We start from the raw sequence: 11,943 nt of genomic DNA on the forward strand, positions 1-11,943 counted from the left end.
TTCCTTCGACTTGTTGAGGTCGAGGGAACCGTAATTATCTGGAGTGAAATCATGGAAAACCGAAGGAAACCTGCGCCTCCTGCCGCCACGCTCGACATAAACTGCGACTGCAAAGAATACGTCATCGACTACCTTACGAAGAGCTTCCCGATACGATTGATGCAGGTCTTCGCCGACGAGGACGGCAATCTTCGCTCCGAGGCGATGAGCGACGGAGAGGGCAATCCCGTTTTCTGCCCGCGCGCAATTGCAGCGCGCGATGCGCTGATCGAACAGCTTTGCGCGCTGCCGCCCATCGCCACTGCGCTCGATGCGATTATCGAACATTTCGGAACCGACGCCGTGGCCGAAGTCACGGGCCGGACCCGCAGGCTTGTCCTGGGCCGCGATGGTGAGCAGCGCCTCGAACGGCGTAGCCCCAGCGCCAATGTCGCCGAAGCCCAAAGCTTCATGGAAGGGACCAAGCGCATCCTGGTCTTCTCGGATGCGGGCGGCACGGGGCGTTCCTATCATGCCGAATTGGGCGCCAGGAACCAGCAGCGCCGGGTTCACTTCCTGCTTGAACCGGGATGGCGCGCCGACAACGCCATCCAGGGTCTTGGTCGCACGAACCGCACCAACCAGGCCTCGGCCCCGCTGTTCCGCCCGGTCACCACAGATGTAAAGGGCGAGCGCCGGTTCATCTCGACTATTGCGCGAAGGCTCGACGCTTTGGGCGCACTTACCCGCGGCCAGCGCCAGACGGGCGGACAGAACCTGTTCGACCCGGCAGACAATCTTGAAAGCGACTATGCGCGCGGCGCGCTCGGCCGCTGGTTCCAGCTCCTCTATGACGGCAAGCTTGAGGCCACGAGCTTCGCCAACTTCGTCGAGCGAACTGGCCTCCGGCTTGAAAGCCCCGATGGCGGGCTGACCGATAATCTCCCGACGATCCAGCGCTGGCTCAATCGCGTTCTCGCGCTACCGATCGCGCTTCAGAACGCGATCTTCGACGAATATCTCGGCCTCGTCGAAGCGCGGATTGAAGCCGCGCGCGAAGCCGGAACGCTCGATCAGGGCCTTGAGACCGTCAGGGTTGATTGTTTCACGGTCCTCGTCGATGAGCGCCTGCGCACAGACCCCGTGACCGGAGCAGAGACCCGCCTCGTCTCGCTCGAAGTGTCGAGGCACCTTCGGCCTCTACGCCTGCAGCGCCTCGTACGCATGCACGAGATTGGCAGCCTGCACGCGATACCGATGCGCAATGCGCGTTCGGGCAAGGTTGCGCTGTCGGTTCCTGCCCGGCGCCTCATTGCTGACGACGGGGCCGTGATCGAACGCCGCCGCCTGCTGCGCCCGCTCAAGTCCGCGAACTGGACACTTGAAGCACTCGGTGAGAGCCACTGGGAGGAAATTGGCGTCACCGCGTTCACGAGCACCTGGCGGGCCGAGGAAGCAGAGGCGGCCAAGTCACCGGTGACCGAGCGCGTCCATCTTGCCACCGGGCTGCTGCTGCCGGTCTGGAAGCGGCTGCCCGGCGATCATGTTCGGGTCACGCGGCTCGTTGCCGACGACGGCCAGTCGATCATCGGCCGCGAAGTGCTCGATGTCGACCTTGCCTCAATCGCCCAAACCTTTGGCCTCTCCGGCGTTGTCGGACCATCGGCAGATCAGATCGGCGACCTCGTCCTCGCCAGCGGCAAACCGCTGGGCCTTGCGAGTCACGATCCACTCACCGTGAAGCGATCGCTGGTCGGCGGCGAACAGCGCCTTGAACTGACCGGATTCTCGCCGGATCGCCTCGACTGGTACAAGAACAAGGGCTGCTTCACCGAGATCATTCGCTACCGCACGCGGCTGTTTGTCCCGACGCCGAGAGCAAGCGAGACCCTCCAAAGCATCGCAATCAAGTCTTGAACTTCTCATTTGCCCAAATCGGGTCTATATGGAGACCAAATTCAGCCCTAAGGTGTTCTATGAAACTGGACCAGCGCATCAAACCGATCAGCTATCTGAAGGCCCACAGTGCAGAAATTATCCGGGAGATCGGAGATGGCGCCGGGCCAATGGTCATCACGCAGAATGGCGAAGCCAAGGCAGTTCTGCAGGATGTCGCCAGCTACGAGCGCGCACAGGAAACGCTCGCTCTGCTAAAACTTCTGGCGCTCGGACAGGCCGATATTGCCGCCGGTCGGACCCGCCTGGTGGCAGGCCTTGCGGATCGCGTACGGGGTAAGTCAAACTGAATGATGACGGCCGCCGTAGCGATCGAGATCACCTCCGGTGCGGAGCGCGATCTCGCGGGTATCTGGCAGCGCCGCTTGACGCAGCGCGGGCCGGATGGCGACGATGGTGCGGACGCACTGCTGGATGACCTTGTCGCGTCTATCGAATCCCTTGTGAACAATCCTGAGAAAGGACCGGTTCCACCGGAACTTGAGGCTCTCGGGATCACCGACTTTCGGCAATTGTCGCGCTTTCCGTTCCGCATAATCTACGGGTACCAGCCCGAGCCGGCACCCGGTCAGGTGACCGTGTTCGTAATCGCTGATGCGCGTCGGGATTTTCGGACGCTTCTCGAAGAGCGCTTGCTTAGCAGCGGATAGGCATAGGCTCCGCTGAAGAGGTCAGGGTCGGGATGAAGCTGAGCGCTGCCTCCGATTGCGCTTAGGTTTCCCCTTCTCTCCTCCCCTCCGTGTGTCTGAATGAACCGATAAGCTCCCGTGTCGCGTACGCCGGAGCCTGATCACGTCCTTCCTCAAGTCCGGGCGACTGATCTGCCTGTGCCCGCTGATGACGGGCTTGCGAATGGGTTCGCGCATCGAGAACAACTGCTCTCATGGACGGATCTCAGCCGATCCCTGATCGCCCCATCCCGGTAGCATAGATGGTCGCCACAGCCATTGAAGAGAGTGGAGGGAGCCCGTTGGGCTTGTGGGCCTCGTGATCCTCACCTGCGCCTTCATTCCATCAGGAGAACACCCATGATCCAGTCGATTCCCTTGAAGAAGCTCGTCCCGAGCCCGCGCAACGTTCGCAAGTCGAGCGATGTGCTGGCTGACCTCCAGCTGCGGGCAGACATTGGTGCGCGCGGTCTGCTGCAGAACCTCGTCGTGCGCAAAGGAAAGCGCGGCAAGTTCGAGGTCGAGGCCGGTGGTCGCCGCCTCGCCGCGCTGCAGGCGCTGGCAGAAGAGGGTACCTTGCCCGAAAACCACGAAGTTACCTGCCTCGTCATCGAAGGCGAGGAAAGCGAAGTGCGCGAGGCCAGCCTTGCCGAGAACTTCCAGCGTCTCGCGATGAACCCGGCCGACGAAGCGCAGGCTTTCGCGGCGATCATCGAGGCAGGCGCTACCACCGAAGACGTGGCGCGCCGCTTCGGCCTCACCGTCCGATTCGTCGAAGGGCGTCTGCGCTTAGCAAGTCTCGCACCCTGCGTCTTCGAAGCGCTCGCCGAAGGCACGATTACGCTCGACATGGCCAAAGCCTACGGCGCGATCTCCGACGTGGAGCGCCAGGCGCATGTCTATGCCGAGCTGCAGGACGCCTGGTACCAGATCACGCCTGACACGATCCGCCGCATGGTGCTCGACGCAACTGTTCGTGGCTCCGATCCGCGAGCGGTTCTCGTCGGACGCGATGCCTACCTCACTGCGGGTGGCCGGATCGAACGCGAACTGTTCGACGACGATGCCAGCGAAAGCTGGATCGATGTCGCGCTGCTCGAGGACCTCGCACACAAGGCCATGGAAGAAGCCGCAGAAAAGGCCGCGCTCGAATATGGCCTTGCCTGGGTCCGGCCGACGCTTGGCACCTATGTCAGCCATGACCTTGTCGACGGCCTCAATCGCTTGCCTTGCGAACCTGCACCGATGACCGAGCAGGAAGCGCAGGAGCTCGGCGAGCTCGAGGCCGACTACGACCGCGTCGCCGCCGTGCTCGAAGACGAGGACAGCGACGAGGACGAGGTCGCCAAGGCCGAACAGGAACTCGTGGTGATCGACCGCGCCATGCGCGCGCTCAATGATCGTCCCCCCGTACTCGCCGACGAACTGAAATCCGAGGCTGGTGCCTTCCTAGTCCTCTCGCGCAACGGCGAGCCGACATTCGTTCCACAGTACTACACCGAGACCGAAGTGATCGCTGACGAAGGCGTGGTCGAGGCCATTGAAGAGAGCGGTGCGGCGAAGCCCAAGGGGAGCTCGTTGTCGCAGCGCCTACTCGATGAGCTCGCGATGCAACGCCGCGATATCCTGGCGATCCATCTCGCCAACGATCCGGCACTGGCGCTCGACTTTATGGTCTTCACGCTTGCCGATGCCGATGGGCACGATTGGCGCGCCAAGAAGGCATCGACACTGCTGGGTCCGGTGGCATCAGGCCCGGTTACCGGGTTCGAAGCCAAGGACGCACCGGCAAGCGCTGCTCTGGCCGAGTTTGCCGGGTCGCTCGATGAAAGCTGGCGTTCTGGGACAAGCGATGTCGAGCGGTTTGCAAGGTTTCGGGCACTTTCCGACGAGACGCGTTCGGCCTGGCTCGGCCATCTCGTCTCGCGCACCCTTGTCGCGAGCCTTGCCTGTGAAGGCGAGCGCTCGGTGCCTATGCATGAGGCTCTGGGCTCGCTCCTCGAAATCGAGACCGCGCATTGGTGGCGTCCCACGGCGACCAACTACTTCGACCGCGTAGCCAAGGCCCGCACGCTCGAAGCGCTCGACGCCGCCGGCGGTCCCGAACTGGTCAGTCGCTATGCTGCTTCGAAGAAGGCCGAACTCGCGAGCGCTGCCGAACGCATTTTCTCGGGCAACTTCATCGGCGAGGCGGATATCAAGGAACGGGCGCAGGCCTGGGTGCCTTCGATAATGCGTTTTGCTGGTCCCGAAGAAAGCGAACCGGTTGACGCCGAAGCCGAAGAGCCGGTCAGTGACATTACGGCTGACGAGATTGCCGAGCAGGCTGCCTGACCCCTCCTGACAGGTCCAGGTCACTCGGCAGGCGGTCCGCCCCTCTTGGGGCGGGCCGCCTTTTCAATGCCAATACCTGGGCCGTATTTGCGCCATGTTCCGCCAATGTGGTGTCAGAAAGAGCAATTCGGAAAGTCGACGGTCCAAATGCCAAAAAATCGTGACAGTAGGCACCGCCATTGCCGACGTTCAACGCCGAAAGCTGTCGTTGTCGCAGGGGATATAAGCAGAGGGAAGTAGACCGAAGAGGGATCGGGATACTAATCCGCCGTCGTTAGCAGTTGCGGACATTGACCGCTCCATCGTGGGCAAGCAATCTCCACCTTCACCTGGTAGAACCGCGCCACATTAATGGCCTCATCACGCCCTAGGAAAAACCTATGCGCATGATCCCTCGGGCATTCACTGTCGCTGGCGCAGCGAACTTTGATCCTTCGTCGAACAGCCGCCGTTTCTCATTTCGGGGAACAGCTGCGCCGCTGCAAATCGCAATAGCGCGCGCCACTGTTGTCGCCGCAGCAATCGCACTTACGAAGGGGGCTGCGATCCCAATGCCTTCAAACTTGGCGGCTCCACATCCGTCTAACCCGAGCAGTTGCTCATAATCCTGTGGCGCAGGAGCCGATCGTGGAACGTCTCCTGGAAAGTGTGCAGCAACCGAATACTCAGAATCGAACACCGTCACACGGAAAACATCGAAGTCGGTATGGGCGCGACCGAGACCAGCGTCGATTACCAATTCGAAGCCGCAGCCGTCGATGAGTTTTCGAGCGGTAATCGAATCGAAGCCGCAAAGCGCCACCGTAGGCTCATTTTCCTGCACCCGTTGATGTGGGGCTAATAGGCGATCAACGCGGCGCACATCGAACCCCTTCCGCTTTGCCCATTGCTCCGCGAGTGCGGTTTTGTAGGCGCCGTATTCTCCCGACTGTACGAGCACGGAAGTTCCCCAATTTTCAGCGCTTATCTGGTCAGCATCCTGCAAAACCAGCTTTACGGCTCGCGGATTGGGATAGGGAAGCGCCGAAAGCGACCACATGAATGCTTGACCAAGATTGCCGAGGCCGAGCAGCCATAGCGCGCTGGGAAGAAAAACCTTGGCGAAGGGCGGCGGCTTGCTCACCGCTCTCTGCGGCCAAAGATCAAACTCTACAGACCCAGGCGAATGTGCATTTCGCAGCCGTGCGAAAGCATACGCCACGGTCGCCGCGCCAGCTACAATGCCGGCGAGAGGATTGTCCGCGTCTCCTGAGATTTTGGGTCCCGACGCTGCTCCGCCTTTCCAGCCATCCCACCAAGCATGAACGTCTGATGCTCCGCCGATTACATTTCCGATAATGATACGGATTGCTGCGACGCCAACGTTTTTGGTAGCGCCCAGCCGATCGACTGCCTCACGCAGCGATGTGCAACCGACTGGCATCGCGGAAACTAGCGGTACGTCGTCGTCGATCCGGACACTGACGCCGCCGACAAAGGTCTTCTTCCCGACCGCTACGGCGGTGAGGATCGCATTATGCCCAGCGATACTGTGAGCATTTTCACCGACTATGACTTCCAGAGTCATAGCGCGAAGACGCGCTTCGGCATCCGCGCCACTAATGCCTTCAGCATCAATCAGCATTTTTGCAATTCGGGATAGCTCGGGGGTCAGGTCCACAGATATTTTCCGACGTGAAAGGGAGGAAAAAGGCGGTCGCTTTCGTCTCGCCATCGACGGTTGCCCAGGTAGCGATGTACTCCGATGTGGCCTGGAAGATTCGAACCTTCAGCGAAATTCGGCAGGATCAGTGCCAAATGGTCGACCTCCGCGATGATTGGGTTCGCCTTGTCGGAGGGACTTTGCCGAAAGCTACCCGGATGGACATGAACGTCGGCAACGACGCTCATCCCTTCGTTTCGGCATATTTCCCAAAGCTCGCCAAGCCGCCGACCATCGATCAGGACAATACCGCTGTTGAGGGCACCGGGATCGATATCGTCGTAGAAAATGAATTGCCGAATGGTTGAGGGCGAGCCTGCGATGCCAAGAAGAAATGCACCGCTCTCGCGTCGACCGCCGTTTGTGCGACGGCAAAGCTCCGCAGCTCCAGCATCCCATACTTTGCGATCACAGATCAACTCAGGCCGCTGTCCGAGTAGCGACCTTGCGACCGTTGCTAACCAATATGCCATAGAGATCCTCGAAGATGAAAGCCAAGTCACGGTCCTTGCTCCACGCTAGGTGGGGTTTGGCGACAGCATTGTTGTTATGCGGCCCGGTATGACGATCCCACGGCCGATAAACGGTACCCGATCCCCAGTCCTTGAAAGTCTCGGCGACCCGCTTCCCACCCGACGGTCGCTCGCCAGCGATAGGCTTGCGATCCTCTTCGAGATTCCAGAGTTTCACCTCTGGAGCGAGGCCTGGGTAGTTGGTGAGATCGGCACGAAACCCATATTCAGTCGCGGTACCGTCGGGTTCGATTGCTGAAACCTTGAAGTCGAGGCGTGGATAAGCGAAACCTATCACCCGCCAGCGTCCGTCGTCGCAGCCCGTCCGAAACTCCTCGGAAGCAAGGTCAGCTTCAATAAGTGCGATGGCGGGATCCTCCACTCTCAGAGCCTCCCATTGGCAATGTCGCCACGCACGAGGTCGAGGGTGAGTGTCGATCCGCCGGGGGCGAGGGAAGCCAAGGGTTTCGAACCCTGCAGCTCTTCGGTCGTGCCCGTGACGACGAGTTCGATCTCGGTCGCGATGGCGTCGTCGATTGAGAATGCCGTGATTGCCCATGCGAGCACCTCGGAGACCTTAGCGCCGCGCGGGAAGCTTTCTACCTTGCTCGCCGCTTGATAGTTGACTGTCACCGAAATCGCGGAACCGCCGTTGCCGTTGCCGTTGCCGTTGCCGTTGCCGTTGCCGTTGCCGTTGCCGTTGCCTTCCACCTGTTTAATCCCTTCATCTAAATTCGTCGTCCAAGTCCTAATGATTGCGCGGAAAGCCTTGACCCGTGCGAATCGTGGACTAGAATCGAGAAAACGTCCCGATACGGACAATATGATATTGGACTATTGGCAACGTCAAGTGCAAATATGGACTGAGGAGCAAGTATGTCGGCTGACACGCTGCCCGGTGCTCACCCGAGCTCACGGGCTTCATCGATTCCAGCTGAATTAGAAGCATTTTTCGAAATGGCGCAGCGATGGGATCTATCGACCGAACAACAGATCATCCTGCTTGGATCTCCAGGGCGATCGACATTCTTTAAGTGGAAAAAGGAGGGCGGGAGTTTGCCCAGGGACACCGGAGAACGTCTCTCGCACTTGCTCGCAATATGGAAAGCGCTCCGAATACTGTTTACGGATGATCGACGCGGCGAAGAGTGGATGCTTCGACCGAACGACTTTTTCGACGGCGAATCGGCTCTTGAAGTAATGCTGCGCGGGGGCATGGCGGACATCCTCGCGGTGCGACAATATCTTGACGCGCAGCGGGGTGGCTAAGTGAGGGAATATTTGTTCAAAGGATTTGGATATCGGCTAATCCCATCGCGCTTTCCTTCGGTGGAAGTGTATCGAGGTCTCGTCGCGAATGACCGCTTTGATGCCCTGTATGAGGCCGAGGCCCGGACGAATCCTCGTCTACTCTCAAAGGAGCAGCTGTTGGTCAGCTTTGGCGGCGAAGGATCGCCGCGGCTGCAGAACTGGAACCATGCGCCCTTCCGCTACATCAATCCCGAGGGCTCGCGGTTCTTTCCGAGCACATTGCCTGCGCTAGAGTTGGCCAGCGATCCGCAAACCGCGCTGGCGCGTGCCGTACGGCGGCGTGAGATTTTTCTAGGGCGGACGGGCGAGCCGCCAATCGGCATCGACATGCGCATGCTGAAAACCCCGGTCGAAGGTGCATTTGCAGACCTTACAAGTCTTCCCATCGGCATGAGCGACGCCGATTGCCGTGCTGCGGGAGAAGAGGTGCCTACAGAATTGGCTGGCGCCGCCTTCTACACCCCCGAACGACCTAAGGCACTTTGCCTTGCCGTGACTGACAACAGCTGCCTCGGGGCTACTATACAGACAGCGCATTATCGTTTCGAGTGGGACGGGAAGCGGATTGCGAAACTCTACGCCTTTACAGAGGCAGGCGAGGAGTGGGATCCCACCATTCTGTGCGGCGGTGAACAAGTCATCGCCGCGTAGATGCGGACATACCGGAATGATCCATTTGCGGGGAGATAGAGCCTGCTGACCCGGTGACCTCATTCAGGTCACCGTCGGCAATGCTTCAACGACCGGCGTGTGGGCGTTTAGCGTCGTCAAATAATGGAGAGAGGAGGGAGCTTTGATCTTCCTGAGCCGGGGCATCTCCGTCCCGGCAATCAGGAGACCTCCCATGACCAAATCCCGCCGCACTGCATCGACTTCGCCAGCCCAACGCATCACCGCAGCCATCATCGAGAAGCTCGAGCAAGGCACAAAACCCTGGGTCAAGCCATGGCGCGGCGTGCCAGTCTCGCGGCCCTTGCGCTCCTGCGGGACACCCTACCGCGGCATGAACACTTTCTGGTTGTGGATGGTGGCCGATGGCTGCGGCTATACCTCGCCTTACTGGATGACCTATCGCCAGTGTCAGGCGCTCGGCGGACAAGTCCGCAAAGGTGAAAAATCGACCATCGCGATCTTCTACAAGAGCTACACCAAAGAGGTCGAGAACGCCGAAGGCGAAGCAGACACCGAGAACCGGCGCGTGCTCAAGGCCTATGCCGTGTTCAACGCTGACCAGTGCGATGGCCTCCCTGCATTTTACCATCCCAAGCCGCTGGTTGCCGCACTTGAGCCCGAAGGACGCGAAGACCGGCTCGATGCCTTCTTTGCCCATATTGGCGCAGACCTGCGCCACCATGGCGCGCAGGCTTATTACGAGCCGCTGCGCGACCGGGTCACCATGCCGCCAGCCGAACTCTTCGAAGCCTATGACCACTATTACGCGACGCTTGCACACGAGCTGTCGCACTGGACGGGGCATTCATCGCGGCTCGACCGCGATCTCAAGAACCGCTTCGGTAGCGACGCCTATGCTGCCGAAGAACTGATCGCCGAACTGTCCTCAGCCATTCTCGGGGCAGAACTGGGCCTTCCGGTCACCCACCTCGACCATCACGCCAGCTACATCGCCTCCTGGCTCAAGATCCTCAAATCGGACGAGCGCGCGATCCTGACTGCTGCGGCTAAGGCTGAGGAAGCGGCCAGCTTGTTGCTTGACCTTGGGGGTCACCAATCCTCCGAAAGCGAGGCCGATCTCGATCTCGCCGATGCGGCTTGAACAGGAGACGGTAGATGGGACGTTCCGTCAGCTATCCGACCGGCTCCGTGGTGGCCTTTCGCCTGCTTGATGACGGCGAAGACGAAGATATCGACTGGGTCTACGAGTGCCTCGTCGACGAGGTCATAGATGCCGCGAAAGCCGCCTTTCCTTCTTTTCAACGCTTCGATGGATGGCGCGGCCGCGAGGACCGCATTCTCCTGCGCAACGCCTTCGCCGATTGCGGCATATCGACCTGGTGCGGCCTTGCCGCGATCTGGCTCGCCGAGCGCGATGACGCTCGCTACTGGGAGGCTGATTTCTACAACCCGCGAACGGCGAGAGCACGGCACTGGCTTGGCCAGGTCTCGGGTAGGTTCATCGACCTGTTTGGTGAGTTGCGCCTGGTAGGTCGGTTCTCGAATGGCGAAGCGATCTTCGAGCGCTCCCGATCCGCTTGCGACACCGGGTCCTGATCCTGCCTGGTCCCTGTCCGCCGGGAGAGGCCCTTGGGCCGGTCGGGGCGCGCCGCAACCTGCGGCCCGTCGGCCCGTGTTGCCCGCGCCAGCCTAGGGCCGCAGGTTTCCCGCTACGCGGTGCGCCTCACCCCTTGTCCCGGCCCCTGATCGGGCTCCGGCGGACAGGACCGAGGCAATGGTGCCTCCTCTCCTTGTCCCCGCGATCAGGAGACACTCCATGTACGACAGCTTCATCGACCAATTGAACGGCCTCGACCTTTCAGGCCTCAGCATCAGGCCGGCACCATTCAGCCAAACCGACTTTCCCTGCGAGGACGCGATCGACCAGACGCTTGGCGCCGTATGGTCCGACCTTTTCGCGATGTTTTCCGACACGGCCCTGGAAGCCGATGCCGAAGATATTGCCTGGGGTATGGTCAACCTCTTCCACCGCGCCGCCAGCCGCAAATCGGCTCAGCTTGACCGGGCCAGCGACGAGATCCGGGTCCTGCTCGCATCGGCCGATGGATCCGAAGTGCATTCGAGCAATCTGGAAGAGCAGGTAGAGCGCGCGCAGGCCGCCGAAGCCAGCATGCTGGCCTTCGAGCAGATGCGCGAGGCTGCCGCAGCACTTTACCGCGACGAGACCGGTTCCTCGTGGAAGCCCGTCTCCGGCTCGCGCACGAGCCATTCACGCCACCTCACATCGGCCGTGATCGATGCCCGCGATTTCCTCCGCGCACGCGCCGAGAACCGGCGTCACGCTTTGATTCCGGAAGGAACTCCAATCGTCTTTGCCGGTGGTCGCCAGACCTTTGGGAGCACCGAGGATGCGAAGCGTTATGCCGACACTATCTGGGCTACGCTCGACAAGGTTCGCGATGCGGTTCCCGATCTCTTCCTGGTCCATGGCGGCGACGGCAAGGGTGCCGATCGCCTGGCAGCGAGCTGGGCTGAACGCCGCGAAGTCCAGCAGCTGACCTTTTCGCTCGATCGTCGTCTTGGTGCCCGCGCCGGGTTCAAGCGCAACGAGCAGATGCTCTCGCTCAATCCGCGCTACGTTGTCGCCTTTCCGGGCAATGGCGTGACTGAACGGCTAGTGATCGACGCCAAGACGCGCCGGATCACTGTGGTCGATCGCAGGACCGTGACGTCCGGATCCAAGACTAAGGGATAATAGTCTGTTGGTCGCTGCAACATGTCTACCATCGGTTGGCTGCGGCGACCATCTCAGACAATTGTCATCGATTGCCTTTTCGGTTGGAGAGGG

At 60.6% G+C, this 11,943-nt stretch carries 13 protein-coding genes; 10 read left to right on the plus strand and 3 right to left on the minus strand.

Annotated features, from left to right (window positions below):
• The 4 genes from GQO94_RS19120 to GQO94_RS19135 all read left to right on the plus strand — a co-directional run.
• Positions 1–1,896: strawberry notch C-terminal domain-containing protein (locus GQO94_RS19120; RefSeq protein ID WP_232333035.1), on the plus strand; the 1,896-nt coding region annotated here is incomplete at its 5' end.
• A 59-nt stretch (positions 1,897–1,955) separates the two neighbouring features.
• Positions 1,956–2,225: a type II toxin-antitoxin system Phd/YefM family antitoxin gene (locus GQO94_RS19125; RefSeq protein ID WP_156843001.1), complete on the plus strand. Its 270-nt coding sequence runs from the start codon at positions 1,956–1,958 to the stop codon at positions 2,223–2,225.
• A complete protein-coding gene (locus tag GQO94_RS19130; RefSeq protein WP_054523287.1) occupies positions 2,226–2,585 on the plus strand; it encodes a type II toxin-antitoxin system RelE/ParE family toxin in 360 nt (119 codons plus the stop codon).
• Positions 2,586–2,963: 378 nt separating this feature from the next.
• On the plus strand, positions 2,964–4,937 hold the full coding sequence (locus tag GQO94_RS19135; RefSeq protein ID WP_156843002.1) for a ParB/RepB/Spo0J family partition protein: 1,974 nt from the start codon (positions 2,964–2,966) through the stop codon (positions 4,935–4,937).
• A gap of 367 nt (positions 4,938–5,304) precedes the next feature.
• On the opposite strand, the gene GQO94_RS19140 is transcribed toward GQO94_RS19135, so the two are convergent.
• Positions 5,305–6,597: a hypothetical protein gene (locus tag GQO94_RS19140; RefSeq protein WP_187335269.1), complete on the minus strand. Its 1,293-nt coding sequence runs from the start codon at positions 6,595–6,597 to the stop codon at positions 5,305–5,307.
• A gap of 14 nt (positions 6,598–6,611) precedes the next feature.
• On the opposite strand from GQO94_RS19140, the gene GQO94_RS20880 reads away from it, so the two are divergent.
• Entirely contained in the window at positions 6,612–6,947 is a 336-nt protein-coding gene (locus GQO94_RS20880) for a hypothetical protein (RefSeq protein ID WP_198046052.1), read from the plus strand.
• Between the two features lie 112 nt (positions 6,948–7,059).
• Here the strand turns inward: GQO94_RS20880 and GQO94_RS19150 are convergent, their stop codons facing one another.
• Positions 7,060–7,533 (minus strand): DUF7665 family protein, encoded by a 474-nt coding sequence (locus GQO94_RS19150; RefSeq protein ID WP_156843005.1) that lies wholly within the window; start codon positions 7,531–7,533, stop codon positions 7,060–7,062.
• 2 nt (positions 7,534–7,535) lie between these two features.
• Entirely contained in the window at positions 7,536–7,862 is a 327-nt protein-coding gene (locus GQO94_RS19155) for a hypothetical protein (RefSeq protein ID WP_156843006.1), read from the minus strand.
• Between the two features lie 165 nt (positions 7,863–8,027).
• Between GQO94_RS19155 and GQO94_RS19160 the strand changes: the two genes are divergently transcribed.
• From GQO94_RS19160 to GQO94_RS19180, 5 genes are all read left to right on the plus strand, one after another.
• On the plus strand, positions 8,028–8,420 hold the full coding sequence (locus tag GQO94_RS19160) for an antitoxin Xre/MbcA/ParS toxin-binding domain-containing protein (protein ID WP_156843007.1): 393 nt from the start codon (positions 8,028–8,030) through the stop codon (positions 8,418–8,420).
• A gap of 159 nt (positions 8,421–8,579) precedes the next feature.
• Positions 8,580–9,113 carry an RES family NAD+ phosphorylase gene (locus GQO94_RS19165; RefSeq protein WP_232333036.1) on the plus strand — a complete coding sequence of 178 codons (534 nt, stop codon included), beginning with the start codon at positions 8,580–8,582 and terminating at the stop codon, positions 9,111–9,113.
• 193 nt (positions 9,114–9,306) lie between these two features.
• Positions 9,307–10,236: an ArdC family protein gene (locus tag GQO94_RS19170; protein WP_156843009.1), complete on the plus strand. Its 930-nt coding sequence runs from the start codon at positions 9,307–9,309 to the stop codon at positions 10,234–10,236.
• Between the two features lie 14 nt (positions 10,237–10,250).
• The gene (locus GQO94_RS19175; RefSeq protein WP_156843010.1) at positions 10,251–10,691 is read left to right on the plus strand and encodes a hypothetical protein; all 441 of its coding nucleotides are present in this window, start codon (positions 10,251–10,253) and stop codon (positions 10,689–10,691) included.
• 220 nt (positions 10,692–10,911) lie between these two features.
• Positions 10,912–11,850 carry a DUF2493 domain-containing protein gene (locus tag GQO94_RS19180; RefSeq protein ID WP_156843011.1) on the plus strand — a complete coding sequence of 313 codons (939 nt, stop codon included), beginning with the start codon at positions 10,912–10,914 and terminating at the stop codon, positions 11,848–11,850.
• Positions 11,851–11,943 lie beyond the last annotated feature (93 nt).

It is taken from the genome of Novosphingobium aquimarinum, from assembly GCF_009746585.1.
GTDB lineage: Bacteria > Pseudomonadota > Alphaproteobacteria > Sphingomonadales > Sphingomonadaceae > Novosphingobium > Novosphingobium aquimarinum.

Bases quoted from the DNA above. Each gene is read 5' to 3' on its own strand.
- GQO94_RS19125 (WP_156843001.1), top strand. From the start codon at position 1,956: ATGAAACTGGACCAGCGCATCAAACCGATCAGCTATCTGAAGGCCCAC.
- GQO94_RS19130 (WP_054523287.1), top strand. From the start codon at position 2,226: ATGATGACGGCCGCCGTAGCGATCGAGATCACCTCCGGTGCGGAGCGC.
- GQO94_RS19135 (WP_156843002.1), top strand. From the start codon at position 2,964: ATGATCCAGTCGATTCCCTTGAAGAAGCTCGTCCCGAGCCCGCGCAAC.
- GQO94_RS19160 (WP_156843007.1), top strand. From the start codon at position 8,028: ATGTCGGCTGACACGCTGCCCGGTGCTCACCCGAGCTCACGGGCTTCA.
- GQO94_RS19170 (WP_156843009.1), top strand. From the start codon at position 9,307: ATGACCAAATCCCGCCGCACTGCATCGACTTCGCCAGCCCAACGCATC.
- GQO94_RS19175 (WP_156843010.1), top strand. From the start codon at position 10,251: ATGGGACGTTCCGTCAGCTATCCGACCGGCTCCGTGGTGGCCTTTCGC.
- GQO94_RS19180 (WP_156843011.1), top strand. From the start codon at position 10,912: ATGTACGACAGCTTCATCGACCAATTGAACGGCCTCGACCTTTCAGGC.